The organism is Actinotalea sp. JY-7876 (genome assembly GCF_014042015.1).
Taxonomy (GTDB): domain Bacteria; phylum Actinomycetota; class Actinomycetes; order Actinomycetales; family Cellulomonadaceae; genus Actinotalea.
Genome location: NZ_CP059493.1, coordinates 2,506,903 through 2,528,795, shown reverse-complemented (window position 1 = coordinate 2,528,795; position 21,893 = coordinate 2,506,903). Strand labels below are relative to the sequence as shown.

General features: G+C 76.0%; 18 protein-coding genes. 11 read left to right on the top strand and 7 right to left on the bottom strand.

Going from position 1 to position 21,893, the window contains the following annotated elements:
* The first annotated feature begins 8 nt into the window (after nt 1-8).
* A complete protein-coding gene (gene pseC / locus H2O74_RS11750; RefSeq protein ID WP_182111756.1) occupies nt 9-1,139 on the top strand; it encodes a UDP-4-amino-4,6-dideoxy-N-acetyl-beta-L-altrosamine transaminase in 1,131 nt (376 codons plus the stop codon).
* 8 nt (nt 1,140-1,147) lie between these two features.
* Entirely contained in the window at nt 1,148-2,593 is a 1,446-nt protein-coding gene (locus tag H2O74_RS11745) for a lipopolysaccharide biosynthesis protein (RefSeq protein WP_182111755.1), read from the top strand.
* 27 nt (nt 2,594-2,620) lie between these two features.
* On the opposite strand, the gene H2O74_RS11740 is transcribed toward H2O74_RS11745, so the two are convergent.
* Genes H2O74_RS11740 through H2O74_RS11730 form a run of 3 tightly spaced genes read right to left on the bottom strand, consistent with a single transcriptional unit; the run spans nt 2,621 to nt 6,427 of the window.
* Entirely contained in the window at nt 2,621-4,966 is a 2,346-nt protein-coding gene (locus tag H2O74_RS11740) for a hypothetical protein (protein ID WP_182111754.1), read from the bottom strand.
* On the bottom strand, nt 4,963-5,907 hold the full coding sequence (locus H2O74_RS11735) for a glycosyltransferase family 2 protein (protein WP_182111753.1): 945 nt from the start codon (nt 5,905-5,907) through the stop codon (nt 4,963-4,965). Before H2O74_RS11735 ends, H2O74_RS11740 begins: the two co-directional genes overlap by 4 nt.
* Nucleotides 5,908-5,926: 19 nt before the next feature.
* The gene (locus H2O74_RS11730; RefSeq protein ID WP_182111752.1) at nt 5,927-6,427 is read right to left on the bottom strand and encodes a GtrA family protein; all 501 of its coding nucleotides are present in this window, start codon (nt 6,425-6,427) and stop codon (nt 5,927-5,929) included.
* A 50-nt stretch (nt 6,428-6,477) separates the two neighbouring features.
* On the opposite strand from H2O74_RS11730, the gene rffA reads away from it, so the two are divergent.
* Nucleotides 6,478-7,626 (top strand): dTDP-4-amino-4,6-dideoxygalactose transaminase, encoded by a 1,149-nt coding sequence (gene rffA / locus H2O74_RS11725; RefSeq protein ID WP_182111751.1) that lies wholly within the window; start codon nt 6,478-6,480, stop codon nt 7,624-7,626.
* The gene (locus H2O74_RS16700; protein WP_182111750.1) at nt 7,626-8,426 is read left to right on the top strand and encodes a GNAT family N-acetyltransferase; all 801 of its coding nucleotides are present in this window, start codon (nt 7,626-7,628) and stop codon (nt 8,424-8,426) included. The genes rffA and H2O74_RS16700 overlap by 1 nt, the downstream gene beginning before the upstream one ends.
* Here H2O74_RS16700 and H2O74_RS16695 read toward each other — a convergent pair.
* A complete protein-coding gene (locus H2O74_RS16695; protein WP_182111749.1) occupies nt 8,419-9,468 on the bottom strand; it encodes a hypothetical protein in 1,050 nt (349 codons plus the stop codon). The two genes, H2O74_RS16700 and H2O74_RS16695, sit on opposite strands and share 8 nt — an antisense overlap.
* Before the next feature lie 132 nt (nt 9,469-9,600).
* Here H2O74_RS16695 and H2O74_RS16690 point away from each other — a divergent pair, with 132 nt between their 5' ends.
* The 3 genes from H2O74_RS16690 to H2O74_RS11700 are packed head-to-tail and all read left to right on the top strand — an operon-like array spanning nt 9,601 to nt 12,306.
* Nucleotides 9,601-10,275 carry a glycosyltransferase family 2 protein gene (locus H2O74_RS16690; RefSeq protein ID WP_255491589.1) on the top strand — a complete coding sequence of 225 codons (675 nt, stop codon included), beginning with the start codon at nt 9,601-9,603 and terminating at the stop codon, nt 10,273-10,275.
* Nucleotides 10,276-10,280: 5 nt separating this feature from the next.
* Nucleotides 10,281-10,679, top strand: coding sequence for a DUF2304 domain-containing protein (locus H2O74_RS11705; protein WP_182111748.1), 399 nt, complete (start codon nt 10,281-10,283; stop codon nt 10,677-10,679).
* Nucleotides 10,657-12,306 (top strand): DUF2142 domain-containing protein, encoded by a 1,650-nt coding sequence (locus H2O74_RS11700; protein WP_182111747.1) that lies wholly within the window; start codon nt 10,657-10,659, stop codon nt 12,304-12,306. The genes H2O74_RS11705 and H2O74_RS11700 overlap by 23 nt, the downstream gene beginning before the upstream one ends.
* Here H2O74_RS11700 and rfbA read toward each other — a convergent pair.
* On the bottom strand, nt 12,251-13,123 hold the full coding sequence (gene rfbA, locus H2O74_RS11695) for a glucose-1-phosphate thymidylyltransferase RfbA (RefSeq protein WP_182111746.1): 873 nt from the start codon (nt 13,121-13,123) through the stop codon (nt 12,251-12,253). The genes H2O74_RS11700 and rfbA overlap by 56 nt on opposite strands.
* Before the next feature lie 55 nt (nt 13,124-13,178).
* Complete coding sequence (locus H2O74_RS11690; RefSeq protein WP_182111745.1) at nt 13,179-14,150, bottom strand: FkbM family methyltransferase; 972 nt, start codon at nt 14,148-14,150, stop codon at nt 13,179-13,181.
* 158 nt (nt 14,151-14,308) lie between these two features.
* Here H2O74_RS11690 and manA point away from each other — a divergent pair, with 158 nt between their 5' ends.
* Nucleotides 14,309-15,505: a mannose-6-phosphate isomerase, class I gene (gene manA / locus H2O74_RS11685; RefSeq protein ID WP_182111744.1), complete on the top strand. Its 1,197-nt coding sequence runs from the start codon at nt 14,309-14,311 to the stop codon at nt 15,503-15,505.
* A 3-nt stretch (nt 15,506-15,508) separates the two neighbouring features.
* Here manA and H2O74_RS11680 read toward each other — a convergent pair whose 3' ends face one another.
* On the bottom strand, nt 15,509-16,297 hold the full coding sequence (locus H2O74_RS11680; protein WP_182111743.1) for a TIGR03089 family protein: 789 nt from the start codon (nt 16,295-16,297) through the stop codon (nt 15,509-15,511).
* A 198-nt stretch (nt 16,298-16,495) separates the two neighbouring features.
* On the opposite strand from H2O74_RS11680, the gene H2O74_RS11675 reads away from it, so the two are divergent.
* From H2O74_RS11675 to H2O74_RS11665, 3 genes are read left to right on the top strand one after another with little or no spacing between them, the layout of a single operon-like run.
* Nucleotides 16,496-16,837 carry a WhiB family transcriptional regulator gene (locus H2O74_RS11675; RefSeq protein ID WP_182114236.1) on the top strand — a complete coding sequence of 114 codons (342 nt, stop codon included), beginning with the start codon at nt 16,496-16,498 and terminating at the stop codon, nt 16,835-16,837.
* A 46-nt stretch (nt 16,838-16,883) separates the two neighbouring features.
* Nucleotides 16,884-20,237 (top strand): glycosyltransferase, encoded by a 3,354-nt coding sequence (locus tag H2O74_RS11670; RefSeq protein ID WP_182111742.1) that lies wholly within the window; start codon nt 16,884-16,886, stop codon nt 20,235-20,237.
* On the top strand, nt 20,234-21,889 hold the full coding sequence (locus H2O74_RS11665) for a DUF5719 family protein (RefSeq protein ID WP_182111741.1): 1,656 nt from the start codon (nt 20,234-20,236) through the stop codon (nt 21,887-21,889). The genes H2O74_RS11670 and H2O74_RS11665 overlap by 4 nt, the downstream gene beginning before the upstream one ends.
* Nucleotides 21,890-21,893 lie beyond the last annotated feature (4 nt).

Genomic DNA, 21,893 nt, shown 5'->3' with positions numbered 1-21,893 from the left:
GGCGCGCGGTGCTGCCCTACGGGCGCCAGTCGATCGACGACGCGGACGTGGCCGCGGTCGTCGAGGCGCTGCGCAGCGACTGGTTGACCACCGGCCCTGCGGTGGACGCGTTCGAGGCGGCGGTCTCGCGGGTCACCGGTGGTCGCTCGGCGGTGAGCGTGACCTCGGGGACCGCGGCGCTGCACGTGGCCTATGCCGCGGCGGGGGTGGGCCCGGGCGACGAGGTCGTCACGAGCCCGCTGACGTTCGTGGCCACCGCCGCCGCGGCCGCGCTGCACGGTGCGACGGTGGTCTTCGCCGACGTCGAGCCGGACACGGGCAACCTGGACGTGGCGGCGGCCACGGCCGCGCTGAGCGACCGGACCCGGGTGGTCACGGCGGTGGACTACGCGGGCCTGCCGGCCTCACCGACCGAGTTCGCCGCCCTGGCGCGCGAGCGCGGGCTGCTGTTCGTCGAGGACGCGGCCCACTCGATCGGATCGACGTGGGACGGGGCGCCGGTCGGGTCGTTCGCGGACCTGACCACCCTGTCCTTCTTCCCCACCAAGAACCTCACCACGGCCGAGGGCGGCGCCGTGGTGACCGGTGACGTGAGCCTGGAGCGGCGGGCGCGCCGGTTCAAGAACCACGGCCTGGTCCGCGACCCCGCCGAGCAGCGCTGGCCCGACGAGGGCCCCTGGCACCAGGAGGTCCACGAGCTGGGCCTGAACTACCGCCTGCCCGACGTGCTGGCCGCGCTGGGCACCTCCCAGCTGCGGCGCCTGGAGGCGTTCAAGGCCCGCCGCGCGCAGATCCACGCCCGCTACGACGCCGGCCTGGCGGACCTGGACGGCGTGCTGACCCCGGCCCACCGCGACCGGGCCGACCCCGCGTGGCACCTGTACCCGCTGCGCGTGCTCGACGGACGGCGCCGCGAGGTCTTCGAGTCCCTGCGCGCCGCGGGCATCGGCGTGCAGGTCAACTACGTCCCGGCCTACTGGCACCCCGCCTTCGCCGACCTGGGCTACCAGCGCGGGCAGTGCCCCCACGCCGAGGAGTACTACCGCCAGGAGATCTCCCTGCCCCTGTTCCCCGACCTGAGCGACGACGACGTCGACCGGGTCGTGGAGCAGGTGCACCGCGCAGTCACGGGCCGCTAGGCCGTGGCGTGACGGATCCGGTCGCGGCAGGAGGCCCGGACCGGGCCGCGGGCCGCACCGACTCGGCGACGGTGCTGGGTCGCGGCGCGCTCTACACGCTCGCGACCGCCGGTCCCGCCCTGGCGGCCGTGGCCGTGATCCCCGTGGTGACGCGCGTGCTCGCGGCGGACCAGTACGACCTGGTCGCCGTGGCGACGGTGGTCGTCCAGGTCGGCTTCATCCTGGTCGCGCTCGGGATGGGTGCCGCGATCACGCGTCAGTACGTGCTCGACGCGGCCGGCGCGCCCGGCGCGCGGGGCCTCGTCCTGCAGGCCGCCGCGCTGGCCACGGCGCTCACGCTCGTCGCGGCGTCGACGCTGGGCTGGTGGGCACCGGCCCTGCTCGGGCGGCCGGCGTCCCCGGCGCTCCTGCTCGCCGTCGTCGCGTGCCTCGGCGGCGCCTGGATGGTGGTCGCCCAGGCGTACCTGCGGGGCGCCGACCGGGCCGGCGCCTTCGTCGGGCTCGCCGTCACGGCGAGCCTCGCCGGTCCGGCGGCCGGGCTCGCGGGGCTCGTCCTGCTCGAGCGCACGGCCACCGTCTACCTCAGCGGGGTCGCCGCCGGCTACGTCCTCGCGGGGCTGGCCGGCCTGGTCCTCGCGCTGGGCTCCGGCCCCGTCCGTGCGGAGAGGGCCGGCCTGCGTGCCGCGATGCGGATCGGCCTGCCGACGGTGCCGCACCAGGTGAGCCTCTACGTGGCGCTCGCGGGACTGGTCGTCGTCGCCGACCGGCTCCTCGACCAGGGCGGCCGCGCGAACGTGGCGCTGACGATCGGCGCCGGCGCGACGGTCGTGACCGCCGGCCTCAACAACGCCTGGGCGCCGCTCGTCTACCGCGCCGCACCCGAGCGCCGCGGCGAGGTGCTCACGGGCACGACGCGCACGATCGCCACCGTCACCGCCGTGCTGGCCGGTGGCGTGGGACTCCTCGCGCCGTGGCTGCTGCGGCTCGCCGCACCCGCCTCCTACGCCCCCGACGAGCTGGTCCCCGCAGTCGCGCTGGCGTCGGCCGCCGCCCTGCCGTCCGTCGTGTACCTCGCGAGCGGGCACCTCGTCTTCGCGCGCGGTCGGACCGGGGCGCTCGCCCTGACCACGCCGACCGCCGTGCTCGTGGGTATCGCGGTCGCCGCGTGGCTCGCCCCGGCCTGGGGCGTGACGGCCGTGGCGGTCGGCTACCTCGTGACCTACCTGGGGCTCGCGGTGCTCACGACCCTGCTCCAGCGGCGGGTCGCGGACCACCCGTGGTGGCCACCGTTCCTGCCCGTCGTGACCCTCGTCTGGCTCGGCGTCACGGCGGCCGGGGTCGTCCTGCCGGTCGACGGCGCGTGGGCCCTGGCCCGCGTGGCCCTCGCGCTCGTGCTCGGCGTCGGCGGCGCGCTGGCCGTGCGACGCGGTCTGCGGTCGAACCCTGCCCGGTAGCCGGCCCGTCGGGCCGACGGGCGCGGCTCAGTCGATGCGGTAGACCGCGGCCCCGTCGGTCTCGTGGACCAGCGTCGCGTACCGCGCGAGTGCCGGGTCCTCGACCGAGATCGTCCGGTCCACGAGCAGCCAGCGGACGCCGTAGCGGTCCGCGAGCAGGTCGACGGCGTCCTGCGAGGGGTCCGTGAACACGGCCTCGTTGTGGGCGTACCGCTCCTGGTCCCAGAACGGGCTCGTGCGCGTCTGGCCCGGGCGGAAGCCCTCAGGGTAGGCCCAGCCTTCGAGCAGCACCCTGCGTTCGGTGAGCGCGGCCACCCAGAAGTGCCGGGCGTCGCACGCCTCGGGCGGGCCGTAGCAGTGCGCGTTGGTCGCGACGACGTCGTCCGCGGCGGCGGTGTCGCGGACGAGGAGTGCGGCGAGGGCGCCGTCACGGGGGACGGGCCAGCCCTCGGGGCTGCCGGGCGTCCCGCCGACCACGGCGCGCGCGGCCGCCACGACCTCCTCCGAGCGCTGTGCCAGCGACCCGCCGACGAGGAGCCCGACCAGCACGACGAGCGCGACGGTCACCGGCGGCAGTCCGCCCGGGCGGCGCCGGACCAGGCGCGCACCAGCGGCGGCGCAGGCCAGGACGAGGCACATGGCGAGCAGCATGAGCCACGGCGTGCCCAGGGCACGGAGCGGGATCAGCGGCACGATCCGCTCAGGTGCCTCGGGCCCGTCGAGCGACTGCACGAGCCGGAGCACGACGGCACCGGCGAGCAGGGCGCCGGTCACCAGGGCCATCCCGGCGCGCGGCGCACGCCTGACCGCGGCCGCCAGGCCCCATGCCGACAGCACACCCAGCACCGGCCACGCGGCGTAGAGGAAGTACAGCTGGCTCAGGCCGTTCGCGGACGTGAGCAGCGATCCGCAGACGCCGGCCACGGCGACGCCGACCACGAGCCACAGCGCCGGGTCGCGCATCGTGCGCCGGGTGGCCAGGAGCACGACACCCGCACCCGCCAGGAGCCACGAGACGAGGCCGAGCCCGAGCATGAGGACGCGGTGGCTGGTCAACGCCGGGTCCGCGACCTGCTGGGTGAGGGCGAAGGAGTGGACGAGGTTGAGGGGCGCGATGGTCAGGCTGCCCGCCGCGCCGCCGAGCAGGACCACCGCGACGAAGGCGAAGCACGCGGTGGCACCCGCGGTCAGCCCGGCGGACATCCGCCACCTGCGGTCGCGCAGCAGCAGGCTCACGGCGAGGGCGAGCAGGAGCCCGCAGACGAGGACCGGCAGGAAGGTGCTCTTGGAGCCGCCCGCGGCCAGCGCGAGCACGGCGAACGTCGCGAGGAGCCCGGCGCGCCCACGCCAGCCGCGGCGCTCGTCCCGGACCAGCATCACCGTGACCGTGACGGCCGCCAGGAAGAGCGGGATGCCGAAGGTCTGGGTGGGGCTCCGGTAGGTGGCGAAGTGCAGGAAACCCGGGTTCTGGAAGGGGTAGTCGATCCACCCGTACACCGGCACGGCGGCCGAGAGGGTCACGACCGCCGCCGCGAGGGGCGCCGCGGCAGGGATCCCCGAGAGTCGCCGCGCGAGGACGCCCGCGAGCACGATGCCCAGCGCCACGAGCGGCAGCGGGTCGAGCCGGTACACGAGCCACGTGAGGTCGATGCCCGTGACCGCGGCGGCCCCCGCCAGGTGCTCGTAGACGAAGAGGTGGTAGCGGAGCGGCTCGTCGTACAGGTAGGGGTACACGAGCGGGAAGTGGTCCATCACGCCCGAGGCGATCGCGTGGTGGAACGGGAGATCGACGTAGGCGGTCACGGGGACGCCGCGGCTCCACGGCCCCGATCCGTCGACGTAGGCGATCATGTTGTTCGCCATCGCTGTCGCGCCCAGCCACACGGCGGCGGCCACCACCGCGCCCGCCTGGACCCAGGCGCCCAGCGCGGAGCCCGGGGAGGCGGTCGGCCGCGACCAGACCCGGCGCAGACGCGGGTGCAGGGCCGTGAGCGCGACCGCGACGGGCGCCCAGACCCAGGACCAGCCCGACAGCCCGAACGGCGCCAGGGCGAGGGCGAGCAACACCTGGACCGCGAGGCCGACGGCCGACCCGAGCGCCACGTCCTCGGTGAAGGAGACCTGGTCGCCTCGCACCGCACGCCACACGAGCGTCCCGGGAAGCGCGACCATCAGGCCCAGGTAGAGGAGGAACGCCACGGCGACCGGGACCGGCGTCCCGTAGCGACTCAGCACCGCGAGGCAGGCCAGGACCGCGACCACCGTGGGCAGGTACGCCAGCGCGCGGCGTGCCGGACCCGTCGGCCGAGCCCGCCCGGACGTGACGGGGCCGGTGACTCGCCCCTCGACCGCTGCGCCCGCCGGCGCGCTCACCGCCGGTCCATGCCGGAGTCGGCGCGCACGAGGTACGTGGGCTTGCCCGTGCTGCGGGTGTGCAGGCGGCCGAGGTACTCCCCGATCACCCCGAGGGACAGCATCTGGGCGCCCGAGAAGACGGCCACCATGGCGGCGATCGTCGTGAAGCCGGCCACTGTCGTCTCGCCGGCCGCCCACTTCCAGAGCACGACGCCGCCGAGCACGACCCCCACCGCAGCGCAGAGTCCGCCGAGCCAGGCGACCGCGCGCAGCGGGATGTTGCTGTACCCGGTGATCATGTTGATGGAGTGACGCGCGAGCGATCGCAGGCTGTAGGACGACGTCCCGACCGTGCGCTGGTCCATGTGCACGGTGACGCGCACGACCGAGGTCGTCGCCCACGACAGCAGGACGTCCAGCGAGATGTACGGGTCGTCCACGCGCGCGAACCCGTCGCGCAGCTCGGTCCGGAAGGCGCGGAAGGCGCTGACGTCCTCGGCGTTGGGGACGCCGGCCAGCGCCAGCCCTCGCTTGACGGTCCGCGACGCCGCCGAGCGCACCGCGCCGTGCTCCTCGACACGCGCGACGCCGTAGACGAGGTCGGCGTCGCCGGCCGCGATCGGGGCGAGCAGCAACGGGATCTCGCCGGGCCGGTGCTGCAGGTCGTCGTCCATCGTGACGACCACGTCGCCCTGCGCCCGGGCGATCCCCGCGAGCAGGGCGTTGTGCTGCCCGTAGTTCCGCCGCAGCTCCACAGCGCGGACCTCGGGGTGGTCGGCCGCGAGAGAGCGGGCGACCGCCGCGGTCTCGTCGGGGCTGCCGTCGACGACCAGGATGATCTCGAGCCCGGCCACGCCGCTCCCGAGCTCACCCGCGCCGTGTGCGCCGAGGATCGCCGAGACGAGGGGGCCGAGGGTGGCCGCGGAGCGGTAGCAGGGGATGACGATCGTCAGGCGCACGCGAACAGGATGCCCTACTTCAGCCACGTTCCCGGAAGCTGACGAACTTGTGCCCGAGGAAGCTCAGCACCGCGACCCCGATCACGGCCAGCACCTGTGCCGCGAGCGGGTGCATCCCGGCGAGCTCGACGAGTGCCGGCGTCGCGACGAGCCCCGCGAGGAACCCGCCCGACCAGACGCTGACGAAGGCCGGCAGGTCTGCCTGCCAGCGGCCGGTCGAGCGGAAGATCAGGCGTCGGTAGACCGGGAACGCGACCGAGATCGTCACCACCTGCCCGACGAGGATGGCGACCATGTACGGGATCCCGGTCGCGAGCAGCCCGGCGAGCAGCACGAGGTAGCCGAGCGTGGTGGACCCCGCCACCACGAGGTAGCGCATCTCCTCGCGCTCCAGGGCCCGGCGGACGAGGCCGAGCATGCCCGGCGCCGACGAAGCCGGCGCCCGGTCCGCGGTCGGTGCGCGGTCAGCGGTCGGCGGCACTGGTGCGGGCGGGGTCGGGCGCACGTCGGGAGCCTCCACCGGACCAGGGTAGGCGACGGTCGACGCACCGCCGCCCTACCCTGGACCCCGTGACCGCGCCGTGGATCCCCTTCTCCAAGCCCTTCCGCGCCCCCCGCGAGACGCAGTACGTCGAGGAGGTGCTCCGTACCGGCCACACCCACGGGGACGGTCCCTTCACGGAGGTCGCGAGCGCCGCGTTGCAGCGGATCGCGCGCAGCGGCTCGGCCCTGCTGACCGGGTCCGGTACGCACGCCCTGGAGCTGGCGAGCTGGCTGCTCGAGCTCGGCCCCGGCGACGAGGTGGTGGTACCGAGCTTCACGTTCTCCACCACTGCGGCGTCCGTCGTCATGACGGGTGCCACGCCCGTCTTCGTCGACATCGACCCGCGCACGGGGAGCCTCGATGTCGACGCCGCGGAACGCGCGCTCACGCCGCGGACGAAGGCCGTCTACGTCGTGCACTACGGCGGGGTGGCGCCCGACATGGACCGGCTGACCGCCGTGACCGAGCGCGCCGGCGTCGCGCTCGTCGAGGACAACGCCCACGGCCTCGGCGCACGGTGGGGCGGCCGCTCGTGCGGCACGTTCGGCGTGCTGGCCGCGCAGAGCTTCCACGCGACCAAGAACATCCAGTGCGGTGAGGGCGGCGCGCTGCTGATCAACGACGAGACCCTGCGGGGCCGGGCGGAGATCCTGCGCGAGAAGGGCACCGACCGGTCCAAGTTCCTCCGCGGCGAGGTCGACAAGTACAGCTGGATCGACCGCGGCTCGAGCTACCTCCCGAGCGAGATCACCGTCGCGGTGCTCGCGGCGCAGCTCGAGGCCTTCGACGAGATCCAGGCCGCGCGGCACCGCATCTGGGACGCCTACGCGAGCACCCTCGTGACCTGGGCGCAGGAGACCGGCAGCGAGCTCATGTCACCGCCCCCCGCGGCCGACCACCCGGCGCACGTCTTCTACCTCCTCACGCCGACGCCGTCCATGCGCGACGACCTGCTCGCGCACCTGCGCTCACTCGGCGTCGGGGCGACGTTCCACTACATCCCGCTGCACTCGAGCGAGGCGGGCCGGCGGTTCGGTCGGACCCACGAGGGGTGCCCCGAGACGGACTCCTTCGCCGCCCGGCTCGTGCGCCTGCCGTTGTGGCCGGGTATGAGCGACTCGGAGGTCGAGCGTGTGGTCACCGCGGTCCGCACGTTCGTCCCGGTGCGGGTCTGATGGCCTGGGTCGACCTCGACCAGGTCGGCGTCACCGTCCGGTCCAGCGCGGTGGAGAGCGAGCGCTTCGGGCTCGCGGTCGACCGCGTGACCATCGGCACCGGCCCGATCGACCCCGCCCTCGCCGCGCGTCTCGACGACCGCCCGGCCGACGTCCTCGTCGTGCGGTACGACGCCGCGCGGCTCGACGTCGGCGCGGTCCTCGCGCAGGGACGCCGCGTCGTCCTGCCCGCCGGGGCCCTCACCTACTGGGACACGGCCGTCGAGGGCACGGCAACGGAGGCCGTCGTGCCCCCCGACGGTCTCGACGTGCGGGCGGGGGACAGCCCGGAGCTCGGCGACGTCGCGTCGGTGCTGCGCGATGTCGTGCGCGCGTCGTTCACGGGCTACGGGAACCACTACGCCGCGAACCCGTTGTTCGACCGCGCCGCGGCACTCGCCGGGTACGAGGACTGGGCCGTCCGCTCCGCCGTGGCCGCCCCCGAGGACGTGCTCGTCCTGCGCCAGGACGGACGGCCCATCGGCGCCGCCACGCTCGAGGACTCCGGCGCGGCGGTGGAGGTGCTGCTCGCGGGTCTCGTGCCCGAGGCTCAGGGGCGACGCCTGTACGACTGGCTCCTGCGCGCGTGCGTCGATGTCACGCGGGACCGCGGTGCCCGGCGCCTGGTCATCTCGACGCAGGTGCACAACGTGCGCGTGCAGCGGGCCTGGGCCCGAGCCGGGCTGCGTCCCTTCGCCGCCGTCGAGACGGTGCACCTCGTCGAGCCGGGGCTGCTCCGCTCGGCCGACGCCGTCAGCTGACGGGCCGCGGCGCCACGCGGCCCGGGTCGACCGTGCGCCCCAGGGGGCGCGGCAGGTAGGAGACCGCGCCCCGCAGCCAGGCGGCGGCCGACAGGGGCGCCGGCTCCGCGGCGTCGCGCTCCGGCGGGGGCGTCGTCGCCGACGAGCGCCGCCGGAGGTTGGTCACCGCGCGGTCCACCGGCGCACCCACCCAGTGGTCCCACCACGGGCCGACCCGGAACGTGCGGTCCCAGCCGAGGATCTCGCGCAGCTCTGCCGGCTCACGGATCGATGCGGCGCCGAGCTCCGCTGCCGCGACACGCCGCCGGTCCTCGAGCGAGGCCGACGGGTCGTGGAACTCGGGCCACGTCGAGGCGACCGCCTCCACGGCGGTGCGCTGCTCGCCGTCGAGGCGCATCGCGTCCCCGTGGACCAGGGTGTCGATCCCCAGGCCGGCTGCGTACACCAGCGGCGTCGAGAGGCGGTTGGAGACGACCCGTTCGGCGGAGGTCAGCAGGGTGTGCAGCCGGCTGAGGAATGCCGGGTCCGTGCGTTGGCCCAGCGTGACGCACCGGTGCCCGGCGGACCGGTACGCCGCAACCACGTGCGGGTCGTCGGCCTCCAGGTGGTACAGGCAGACGGTCGAGGGCCCCACGGTCCGTGCCCACTCCTGCGCGATCGCGGCGTGGTCGCCGTGCAGACGCTGCGTCGGGATGCCGTGGACGGGCATGATCACCGTGCCGGAGCGTCGCCCGGCGTCCCCCGCCGCCGCGTCTGCGCCGGTCGAGGCGACCAGGTAGAGCCACGGGGCGCCGATGGCGACCGTCCGGCGCGTCTCCCGGTCGGGGGACCAGGCGCGGGACGCGTGGCTCCAGACGAACAGCGACCTGTCCTGCGGACCGCCCGGAGCGCCGATGGTCGGGAAGTCGCGGAAGTGGGTCGTCACCGGCGAGGCCGGCGTCCACCCGTGCTGGACGAGCCCTCGCACGTGCCGGGGTCGGTCGAGCCCGACGTAGCGGGCGAAGGCGCTGCTGTGGCCGTAGTAGTGGTTCTGCGACTCCACGTCGGGCACTCTACGCGGGGCCGGTACCCTGGAGTGACGCGTGCGCGACCGACCGGTCGGACCCGCGTCTCGCGTCCTGCCGTCCAGCCTGCCCTGCCGTCGAACGGCCCCACGGAACCGGAGCATCCCCTCGTGGCGGACAACGCCGATGCCTGCCTGGTGGTCCCGTTGTACAACGAGGCCACCGTCATCCGCGACGTCGTGGCCGCCGCCCGGGTGAGGTTCCCCCGGGTCGTCGTGGTCGACGACGGCAGCTCCGACGGGTCCGCGGACCGGGCGCGCGAGGCCGGCGCGATCGTGGTCCAGCACCCGATCAACCTCGGCCAGGGGGCGGCGCTGCAGACGGGGATCGAGGTGGCGCTCCGGCTGCCCGGCGTCGAGTACCTGGTGACCTTCGACGCGGACGGCCAGCACCGGGTGGAGGACGCCGAGGCCATGGTGGCGCGCCTGCGGGCGGACGAGGCCGACATCGTCTTCGGCTCGCGGTTCCTCGACGCCCGCACCCAGCCCGGCGCGCTCAAGAAGGCGGTCCTGCGGCTCGCGATCGCGTACTCGAACGTCTCGACCGGGGTGCGCCTGACCGACACGCACAACGGCCTGCGTGCCCTCAACCGACGGGCGGCGTCGTCGCTGCGGATCCGGCAGAACCGCATGGCGCACGCCTCGGAGATCATCGACCAGCTGGGCCGGTCAGGGCTGCGGTGGGTCGAGCACCCGGTGCACATCGTCTACACGGAGTACTCGCGGTCCAAGGGCCAGTCGGTGCTCAACGCGGTCAACATCCTCACCGAGCTCATCTACAGGTAGGCCCAGTGCTGATCAAAGTCCTCCTCCTGCTGGGCGTCGGCGTCTTCGTCGCACTCGGGTTCCGCGCGCCCAGCGGGGCGCGCCACCTCGCGCTGCGGCGCATCGCGCTGGTGGGCTTCGCCGTCCTGGCGGTCCTCTCGGTCCTCTTCCCCGACGCGTGGAACGCGGTCGCGCAGATCGTCGGCGTCGGCCGCGGGACCGATCTGCTCCTGTACGGGACGATCATCGTGTTCCTGCTGACGCTGGTCACGACCTACCGCCGCTTCCGCGAGCTCGAGGCCCAGATCACGCTCCTCAGCCGCCGCCTCGCCATCGACGAGGCGATGGGGGCGCTGAGCACCGCACCCGCGCGGAGCACCGGCGAGGCGTCAGGGAGCACCGATGACGGCCGCACCGATGACTGAGGCGGCCCTCGCCGAGTCCGGGGAGCGGGCGCCCGGTACGCCGACGTGGCGCGACCGGGTCTCCGTGCGCGTGCGGCGCCGCGACCCGCGGCTGGTCTTCTGGGCGGCGTGGGCGGCGCTCCTCGCACTCACCGGCCTGTGGGCGGTCGGGAACCCGATGGGCGCCGCACCCGACGAGCCGAGCCACATCGTCAAGGCCGCGGCGCTCGTCCGCGAGGGCACGCTGGGCGTCGAGACGCGTCCCGGCGTGCGCGAGGCGCAGGTGCAGCGGCTCTACGCGATGACGCACGAGATGCCGGGGTGCTACGCGTTCCGGTCGTCGGAGCCCGCCACCTGCTGGCAGGGGGAGCTGGTCGACCTCGACCGGATGGAGACCGCCGTCACGACGGCCGGGAACTACAACCCGCTCTACTACCTCGTCGTCGGGCTGCCGACCCTTCTGCCGCCGTCGCTCGACACGCTCTACCTCATGCGGCTCGCGGGAGCGGCCTTCGCCTCGTTGCTGCTCGCGCTGGGGCTCCGGTCCGTGGCGGAGATGCCCGTCAACCGCTGGGTCGTCGGCGGTACCGCGGTGGCGATCACGCCCATGGTCGTGTTCATGAACAGCTCCGTGAACCCGAACGCCGTGGAGGCCTCGGCCGGTCTCGGGCTGTGGCTGACCCTCCTCGCCGCCTTGCGGCACCCGGACCCCGCGCTCGTGCGGCGGCGGTGGTGGCGGGCCGGGTTCCTCGTGGTGGTCCTCGTGAACGCGAAGGCCTTGTCGCCCTTGTTCCTCGCCCTCATCGTGCTGACGGTCGTCGCGCTCGCGCCCTGGCGCAACGTCACCGGGGCGCTCGGCGACCGCCGGGCATGGCCCGGGCTCGGGCTCGGCGTCGTCGGCTCGGCATTCGCGGTGTGGTGGACGCTGACCTCGGGCGGCGTCGCGGGAGCCGACACCGTCAGCTTCCCGGAGCTGACCCCGCCCACGGCGCTCAACACCGTGCTCCGCCTGACGACGGCGTACTACCACGGCCTGATCGGCCGGTTCGGCTGGCTGGACACCCGGCCGCCCGACCTCGTCTACTCCTGGGTCACCGCGGTCCTCGGGCTCCTGCTGATCCTCGCGCTGGCGGCCGCGCGCCGTCGGGACCGCTGGGTGCTCGTCGCCCTGGTCGTGGTGGTCGTGGCCACGCCGGTCGTGCTCCAGATCCCGCAGGCGCCGTTCGTCGGCCTGCCGTGGCAGGGGCGCTACCTCCAGGCGGTCGCCGTCGGCGTGCCGATCGTCGCCGGCCTGCTGTGCGACCGGTGGCTCGCGGACCTGCGTCCGCGGCTCGCGCGCGACGTCGTCCGCCTCGTGGTGGGGGCGACCGTCGTCGTGCAGGTGGTCAGCTTCGCGGCCAACCTGCGCCGCTACGTCGCCGGCACGGAGGCGCCCTGGTTCGACCCGGTCGACAACCCGTGGTTGCCGCCGGTGCCCGCCTCCCTGCTGCTCGTCGGGTCGTTGCTCGCTGCCGCCGCCGTCGGCGCCGTGTTGGTGTGGCTCGCGGGCGGGGCGCCCCGGGCCGCCGATGCGGACGGCCCGGGACCCGAGCTCAGTCCCGTCCGTGCTGCAGCAGACCCAGCAGGTAGTTCCCGTAACCGGACTTGACCAGCGCCTCGCCACGCACGCGCAGCTCGTCGTCGGACAGGAAGCCCCGGCGCCAGGCGACCTCCTCGGGCGAGCCGATCTTCAGGCCCTGCCGGTGCTCGATCGTGCGGACGTAGTCCGACGCCTCGAGCAGCGAGTCGAACGTGCCGGTGTCGAGCCACGCGGTCCCGCGCGGGAGCACCTCGACCTGGAGCCGACCCTGCTCGAGGTAGCGCCGGTTCACGTCCGTGATCTCGTACTCCCCGCGGGCGGAGGGCTCCAGGTCCCGCGCGATGGCGACGACGTCGTTGTCGTAGAAGTACAGCCCGGGGACCGCGTAGTTCGAGCGCGGCTGCGCCGGCTTCTCCTCGAGCGACAGCGCCCGGCCGGCCGCGTCGAACTCGACCACCCCGTAGCTGGTCGGGTCGGCGACCCGGTACGCGAACACGGCGCCGCCGTCGATGCTGTCGAAGCGCGACAGGGTGGCCCCCAGGCCGGGACCGTAGAAGATGTTGTCGCCGAGGACGAGGGCGGCGCTGTCGTCGCCGACGAAGTCCGCTCCGAGCACGAAGGCCTGGGCGAGGCCGTTGGGCACGGCCTGGACGGTGTACGAGATCGAGATGCCGAACTGCGAGCCGTCGCCCAGCAGCCGCTGGAACTGCTCTGCGTCATGCGGCGTCGTGATGACCAGGACGTCCCGGATGCCGGCCAGGATCAGCGTCGACAGCGGGTAGTAGATCATCGGCTTGTCGTAGACGGGGACCAGCTGCTTGCTGACCCCGAGGGTGATCGGATGGAGCCGGGTACCGGACCCGCCGGCAAGGATGATTCCGCGCATGGGGCCCTAGTGTGCCGCATGCGGGTCCGCGCCGACGCGGTCGGGGCCGCGCCGCTCAGCCCTGCGGGTGCGTGACCCGCAGGCCGAGCCGCGGCAGGAGCGCCAGGAGCGCCGCGAGCCGCTCCTGCGGCACGAACGCGTGGTTCCAGGCGAGGCCGTCGTGCACCACGGCCTGGCCCACGACGGCCTCCGTCGCGCCGAGGCGGACGTCCACGAGGTCGTGCCGGTCACGGAAGGCCTCGAGGTCGGCGAGGTGGGCCCCGGGCAGGACCTCGAGGAACATGACCGGTCGGTCTCGCCCGACCACCGCGTGGGCGCCCGCGAGCACGCGGTGCTCGGCGCCCTCGACGTCGACCTTGACGATCGTCACTGTGGGCGAGCCCTGGCGGCGCCAGTAGGCGTCGAGCGCGACCGTCGGCACGACGATCGGCTCGCTGCCGGGCTTGAAGCCCGCGTCGATCGAGCTGCTCGTCTCCACCAACCCGGACAGGGGCGGGACGAAGAGCTCGATGCTGCCCTCGGAGTCCGTCACGGCCGCCTCGACGACGGTGACCCGGCGCGAGGTCGGGTTCAGCGCGAGGTTCTCCCGCAGGAGGCGCGCGACCGGCGGGAACGCCTCGAAGGCGTGCACCGTCGCGCCGTGCACCGTCGACGCGATCAGCGAGTACACCCCCGTGTTGGCGCCGACGTCGAGCACGGCACCGGGTGCGGCGCGCAGGGCCGCCAGGAAGACGTCGGGCAGCGGGCGCTCGTAGCCCCGCCACCCCGCCTGGTGGAAGGCCTCGACGCACTGGTCGGCGCCCTGCCGGCGCAACGCCTTGACGCGCCGCGCGCGCAGGTCGTGCACCCCGGCCGGCAGGCGCAGCGCGACGATGTCCCCGCCCGAGCGCCGGCTGTCGAGCCGGTCGGCCAGCGTGTGGGCGCCGAGGGCCTCGACGGCGCGCACGCCCCGCTCCGACCCGGCGAAGGTCCGCGCGGCGAGCGCGCGTGCACGGCCGAGCGGCGACGGCGAGGCGTCCGGAGGCACCACCCCAGCGTGCCAGGGACGGAGCGAATCGGCAGGGGGTGGTCCGCACCGAGAGCCCCTTCGCTAGAGTGCGGACCGCACCGACGGGGTGCGGCTCCGAAGTGCGCGCTGTCCGCACTGTCCGCAGACAGGCCGTCAGGCGTCGAGGGGGTGGGGTGGTGCAGCGACTTCGGGGGCGGGTCCGCCACTACGCGTGGGGGTCCCACGCCGCGATCCCGCGCCTGCTGGGCCACCCGCCGCAGGACCTCCCGATCGCCGAGCTGTGGTTCGGGGCGCACGCCTCGACCCCGTCGTTGCTCGACGCGCCGACGGGCCAGGAGCCGCTCGACGCGGCGATCGCGGCGGACCCGGAGCGCATGCTCGGTCCAGGCGTCGTCGCCCGGTTCGGCACGAGGCTGCCCTACCTGCTCAAGATCATCGCTCCCGACGGGCCGCTCTCGCTCCAGGTCCACCCGAACCTCGAGCGGGCCGCGCGCGGCTTCGAGGCGGAGGAGGCGGCCGGCCTCGCCGTCGACGACCCGGCGCGCAACTACCGCGACCGCAACCACAAGCCCGAGCTGCTCTACGCGCTGACGCGGTTCGAGGCGCTGTGCGGGTTCCGCGCACCGCGCCGGGCGGCCGAGCTGGTGGCGGGCATCGACGCGCCGCTCGCCAAGACGCTGCACGAGGTGCTCACGGCCTCTCCCACCTACGAGGGCATGCGCGCCGCGTTCCGCGGACTCCTGGACCCCGCGGTCCGCCCGAGCCCCGACGACGTGCAGGTCGTGGCCGACGCATGCCGGCTGCGGCTGCTGGACGGCTCTCCGTCGCCGCGCGCGGACCGTACGGTCGTGCAGCTCGCCGAGGCGTACCCGGGGGACCCGGGTGCGGTGACGTCGCTCCTGCTCAACCCCGTGACCCTCGAGCCCGGTGACGCGCTCTTCGTGCCCGCGGGCGGCGTGCACGCGTACCTCAAGGGGCTCGGCGTCGAGATCATGGCCAACTCGGACAACGTGCTGCGTGCGGGGCTGACCGCCAAGCACATCGACATCCCCGAGCTGCTCGCGAACGTCGACTACGTCGCCGCGCCGCCGATCCGCGTCGCCCCCGAGGTGTTCTACGAGACGACCAAGGTCTTCTACGCGCCGGTCGACGACTTCGAGCTCTCGGTGACGACCGTGACCAGCGGCCGCGACCACCGGCTGCCGGGCCGCGGACCGCGCGTCCTGGTGTGCCTCGAGGGCGAGGTCACCCTGGACTCGCAGGCCGACGGCTCCCTGACGCTGCGTGCGGGCGAGGCCGCGTTCGTCCCCGCGCACGACGGCCCCCTGTCGGCGCGCGGTCGAGGTCGTCTCGTCCAGGCGGACGTGCCCTGAGGCTCAGCCCTCGCTCGTGACCCGCTCCGCGCTCACCAGCCGCTCGCGCCGCTCGCCGTCGACGGCGAGCTCGGCGCCCACCGCCGGGTCGCAGAGCACCACCGAGCCGTCGAGCGCCAGGACTCCGAGCACGTCCCGCACCGCGTCGGTGACGCGTCCGCCCACGGGCGGAGCGAGCAGCGCCCGGGGCGCGGGCGCCGCGCTGCGGGCCGCCGCGGGGCAGGCGGTCGCCCAGCCCACGAGGGCGCCGTGCGGCACCAGCGGGTCCGCGGCCCCGAGCGCCGGCTCGTCGCGGTCGACCGCCGGTGCCCAGGAGATCACGTCCCCGTACGTCATGACCGCCGTCGCGGCGTCCAGCGCCCGGGTGGGCAGGTCGCCGTCGAAGCGGCGCGCGAGCGCGGGGAGCGCGACGGCGACGAGCTCGGCCGCGTCGGGGTGGCGGTCCGGCGCGTCGGTCACGACCACGTCCGGCCGGCGCGGGGACGAGGAGGGTGCGCCCGGGTCGAGGAGGACGGTGGCGCCCGCCCGCCACGTCGCCAGGGCCCACACGACCGTCCGCCAGTGCACGGGCAGGTCGAGGAGCACCACCGTCCCGGGGCCGGCGTCGAGCTCCTCGACCAGGAGGTTCGTGGTCTTGGCGACCCAGTTGTCGAGCACGTGCCCGGACAGCTCGACGCGCTCGCCGTCCGGCCCGTACCAGGTCAGCCGCGGCCGGCCGGGGTCGCGCAGCAGGCGCGCCAGGACGTCGGCGACGGTGGCGGGCGCGTGGGGGTGCGCGTCGGGGGAGGCCATGGGCGTCAGCCTAGGTCGGGCCGCCGCCCCCGGCGGATCGGCGCGGGCCGCCCGAATGTCCGGATTGCGGTGGGCCGGGCGCGTGACCTACCACCCCGCGGCTTGACTCTGCGGCACGACACGCGTGTAATTCCACCAATGCACTTCTCGCAGGGCGAACGCCTGAGGGGCACCGACGCGGGCACGGAGGCTCTGGACATGTGGAACCTGCTCAATGACGACGCACCGTTCCCGACCGACCTCGGGCTCGAGCCGCCGGTCGAGGTCGCGACCGACGGGGCCGCGATCCTCCCGCTCTTCGGCGCCGCCGACGACGAGACGGTCCTGAGCTGGCAGGAGCGGGCCCTCTGCGCGCAGACGGATCCCGAGGCGTTCTTCCCCGAGAAGGGCGGTTCCACCCGCGAGGCGAAGAAGGTCTGCACGAGCTGCGAGGTGCGCGCCGAGTGCCTCGAGTACGCCCTCGCGCACGACGAGCGCTTCGGCATCTGGGGCGGGCTGTCCGAGCGCGAGCGACGCAAGCTCAAGAAGCGCGTCGTCTGAGCCCCCTGACCTCCTGCGCCGCTCGCGTGGCGCAGGATAGGACCCGATGACCCAGGCTCACCCCCAGCCCTCCGCGCCCCCGGCCCGGTCCCGCACCGTCGAGGTGACGGCGGTCCTCGTGACCCGCGGGACCACCGAGTACCTCGAGGAGACCCTCGCGGCACTCGGGGCGCAGACGCGCGCGCCGCAGCGCGTGCTCGTGGTGGACGCCGCACCCGCGGACCAGCCGGACGACGACGTCGCGGCGGTCGCGGGGCGCCTGCGCGCGCCCGAGGGCGGCGCGGGCCCCGTCGTACGCGTCGTCAGCGCCCGGGGCGCGCGCACCTTCGGTCACGCCGTGCGCGCGGCCCTCGCGGCCGACGCCGACCGCCCGACCGGCGCCGGCCCGGCGTGGGTCTGGCTCCTGCACGACGACAGCGCCCCGGCGCCGACCGCCCTGGCCGAGCTCGTGCGCGCGGTCGAGGTTGCGCCGTCCGTGGCGGTCGCGGGGTGCAAGCAGCGCACCTGGGCCCCGCCCGTCCGGGTGCTCGAGGTGGGGCTGACCACCTCGCGCTTCGGGCGCCGCATGACCGGGCTGGACGAGCCCGAGGTCGACCAGGGGCAGCACGACGGCCGTGACGACGTGCTGGCGGTCGGGCTCGCCGGCGCCCTCGTCCGGCGCGACGTCTGGGACGAGCTGGGCGGGCCCGACCCCGCGCTCGGTCCCTACGGCGACGGCCTGGACCTGTGCCGGCGCGCGCGCCTGGCCGGGCACCGCGTCGTCGTCGTGCCCGCGGCCGTGGTGCGCCACGCGCAGGCCTCGCTCGCCCGACCGGTCGCCGGCGCCGTCCTCAACCGGCCCGGCTGGGACGCACGCCGCTCCGCGCAGGCGCGCCGCGAGGCGTACCTGCACGCCCAGCTCACGGGCGTTCCGCTGGGGCTCGTGCCCGTCGTGGCCCTGCTCGCGGTGGCGAGCGGGGTCGTCCGGGCCCTGGGGCGTCTGCTCACCAAGGAGCCGCACCTCGTGGTCGCGGAGCTCGTCGCGCCCTGGGCGGTCCTCCTGCGGCCGGACCGGGTCGTCGCCGCGCGTCGCCGGGCGTCCCGGACTCGGCGGCTGGCGCGCCGCTCGCTGCGACCCCTGCAGGTGACGTGGCGCGACGTCGCCCGCGAGGAGCGGGACCGCCGGCTCGCCGCCGCGGAGCGCCGCCGGCTCCGCTCGACGCCGAGCGAGCTCGAGATGCGCGAGCTGGCGGCGCTGCGCACCCGTCGCCGCGCGACGCTGGCCGCGGTCGGCGTCCTCGCGGTGGCCGTGTCCGCCGTGGTCGTGGGTCCGCTGGTGACCCGGGTGTCGGCGGGGGAGCGGCTCGCGGGCGGCACGCTGGCCTACGGCGACGCCGGCCGCGGCGAGCTGTGGCGGGCCGCCACGGCGGCCTGGGTCGACCAGGGCTTCGGCGCCCCGGCGCCGGCCGACCCCTTCCTGCTCGTCCTCGCGCCCCTGACCGTGCTGACGGGCACGGTCGGCCTGGCCGCCGCGGCCCTGCTCCTCGGCTCGCTCGTGCTCTCCGCGGTGGGGGCCTGGTTCGCCGCCGGCGCGGCGACCCGCTCCGTCGCGCTGCGGGCGTGGGCGGCGCTGGTGTGGACGGCCGCGCCCGCGCTGCTCGTCGGGCTGACCCACGCCCGCCTCGGCGCCGTCGTGGCGCACGCGGCGCTGCCCTGGGTGGCGCTGGGTGTCGCGCGCGCCGTGGGCCTGGCCCGTGTCGACGTCGTCGACTCCGGCCTGGTGGGCGCCCAGCGCCTCGGGGGCACTCGAGGCGACGAGCCCGCCGCGTCGGCCCGCCACGCCGAGCCGTCGCTCGCCGCCGCGGCCGGCGCCGGCCTGGCGTTCGCCGTCGCCACGGCGGGCGCCCCGGTGCTGCTGCCCGTCGGCCTCCTCGCCCTGGTGGTCGTCGCGCTCGCCGTCCGCCGGCGCCGGCGCCTGGTCTGGGTCGCGCTGCCGGCGCTCGTGCTGCAGGCCCCGACCGTCGTGGCCGCGCTCACGCGGTGGTCCGACGGCGGCTGGCGCGCGCTCGTGGCGGAGCCGGGGGTCCCGGTGGCCGGTCCGGCGGCGGCCGCGCCGTGGCAGCAGCTGCTCGGGTGGCCGGTGGCACCGGGCTCGCTGCTCGGCGGGCTCGGCCTGCCCGAGGACCTGGAGTGGCTTCCCCTCGCGGCGACGGGCGTGGTCGCCGCCGTCGCGCTGGTGGGTCTCGTCGCCGCCGCCGGGCGCGGGCGCGCCGCGCGGGTCGGCTGGCTCCTCGCGGGGTGCGGCGTGCTCGCCGGCCTGGCCCTGGGCGCCGTCCACACGGGCGTCGCCGCGACCGAGGGGTCCACGAGCGCGCTCGTGACGGCGTGGGCCGGACCCGCGACGAGCCTGGTCCTGCTGGGACTGCTCGTGGCGGCGGTCGCCGGCGCGAGCGGCGTGCGCGCCGCCGTCGGGCGCCACGCCTTCGGCTGGCGGCAGGTCGCCGCGGGCGTGCTCGCCCTGGTCGCGGTCGTCGGACCCGCCGCCGTGCTCGGCGGGTGGGCGTGGGACGCGCGCGGCGGCCGGACGCTCGCCGCCACGACGTCGGACGTGCCGGTGGTGCCCGCGGCCGGGCGCCAGCTCCAGGCGTCGCCGGACGCGGTCCGGGTGCTCAGCCTCGCGCCCGGCCCCGAGGGGGAGGGCACCACCGTCCGGGCCGTCGTGCTGCGGCACGACGGCGTCCAGCTCACCGACCTCTCCCGGACCGTCACCTCGCGCGCCGTGACGGGCCCGGTCGACGCCCCGTCGTCGGCGGTCCTCGACACCGCCGACGCCGAGCTCGCGGACGCCGCAGCCCGGCTCGCGGCGGGGGCGACCGACGACGTCGCGGTCCGGCTCGCCCACCTGGGCGTCGGGGCCGTGCTCGTGCCGCCGGCGCAGGACGCGGCCACGTCGGAGCGCGCTGTCGTGGTCGGCCGCATCGACGCGACGCGGGGCCTCGAGCGCGTCACCGAGACCGAGTCCGGGATCATCTGGCGCGTCGCGGCGGGCCAGGTGGGCACCACGTCCGCGTGGGCGCGCGTGACCGTGCCGGACGCCGCCGACGGCGAGCCCGACGCGCAGGCCGTGCCGGCGCGGGCCGGGCGGGTCGACGCGCGGGTCGCGGACGGCGCCTCCGCGCGCGCGCTCGTGCTCGCCGAGCGCGCCGACCCGGGGTGGCGCGCGTGGCTCGACGGGCGCCCGCTGCGCGCCGTCGACGGTGCCTGGCAGCAGACCTTCGAGCTCGGCGCCGACGGCGGCCGGCTCGTGGTCGCCTACGACCCGGCCGGGCGCACCCCGTGGCTCGCCCTGCAGGCGCTCACCCTGCTGGTGACGGTGCTCCTGGCGATCCCGGTCCGACGCCGACGAGGAGCATCCCGATGAGCGACGACGCGACGGCCCCGGCGGCCCCGGCCACGGCCGGCCTCACGGCCGCGACCCGGGTGCGACGCGCCGCGCTGCGGGCGCTCACCGGCGTCGGCGTCCTGGCGGTGGTGGCGGCTCTCGTGCTCGCCCCCGTGCTCGAGCCGCGGCTCGCGGCGACCGAGACGCTCGTGGGGGCCCCGGCGACCGTCGAGGTGCCGGCGCCGCCGACGGCGCTCGTCTGCCCCGGACCGCTGCGCCTGGCGACCGAGCCGGAGCCGGGCCAGGACGCGCTCTACGACCCGCAGTTCGACCCGTCCCCGGGGGAGTCGGTGACGCGGCTCGCCGCCGTGAGCGTCGCCCCGACCGGGGGCGTGCCGGCCACCACGGCGTCCGGCGAGGTGGGGCCGGTCGCCGGGGGCGAGGCCGTCGCGGACCTCGCGCCCGCGGCCGGCGCGGCGGTGGCGACGACGACGCCCGCGGAGGCGCTCGTCGTGCGGACCGGCGCCGCGGGCGACGGGCCCGCGTGGTCGGCCGGCGCCGTCGGCGCGCTGACCGCGGCGGGCGACCTGCGCGGCGTCGCGGCGACGTCGTGCCAGCAGCCGGCCGCCGACGTGTGGCTCGTGGGAGGCGGGACGTCGCTGGGCACCAGTGCGCGCCTCGTCCTGCAGAACCCGGGCTCGACGCCGGCGACGGTCGACGTCGAGCTGTGGGGGCCCGCGGGTCCCGTCGACCTCGCCGGGGCGCCCGAGTACCTCGTCCCGCCCGGCGCCGAGCGCGTGGTCCTCCTCGAGGGCGTCGCCGCCGAGCAGCGACGCATCGTGGTGCACCTGCGCGCCGCCGGCGGTCTGGTCACCGCCTACCTGCAGGACAGCGAGCTGCGCGGGCTCCTGCCCGCGGGCGTGGACTACGTCGCCGCCGGCCGCGCGCCGTCCCAGCGCCAGGTGGTCCCCGGGCTGTCCGTCACGGCCTCGGAGATCGACGGCACCGACACCGCGGCCGTGCGCCTGCTCGCCCCGGGCGAGGAGGGCGGGACGGCCACCCTCACGCTGCTCGGGCCCGACGGCGACGTGTCGCTGCCCGGCGCCGAGGAGGTCGAGCTGGCCGCGGGGGAGGTGCTCGACGTGCCGCTCGCCGGTCTGCCGGCGGGCACGTACACCGTGGTCGTCGAGAGCGAGGTCCCCGTGGTGGCGTCGGCGCTCCTGACCCGGGGAGCCGGCGTCGGCCGGCCCGGCGCGGGCACGCTGGCGCTGTCGCCGGTCGACCGGGCCTGGGCCCCGTCGGTGCGCGGGGGCACGACGGGACCGCTGGCGCTGCCGGCCCTGCCGGGCACCAGCCCGACCCTCTCGCTGGGCGTCGCGCCCCTCCCGGACGTCAGGGGTGCCGCCGAGGTCGAGGTCGAGGTGCTCGACGCCTCGGGCGCCGTCGTCGCGTCCCGGGACGTGAGCCTGCGCGCCGGCACGACGACGGAGCTGGCGCTCGCCGACCTGGTGGACGAGGCGGACGGCGCGGACACCGCGGTGCCCGCGGCCGTCGTCGTGCGCACGCAGGACCCCCGGGTCGCGTGGGCCGTGGTGCTCGTGCACGACGACGAGAGCGGCCAGATGGTCTCCGTGCTCGCCCCGGTGGCGCCCACGCGGGACCGCCCCGCGGTGGACGTGCTGGTCGGCTGAGGCC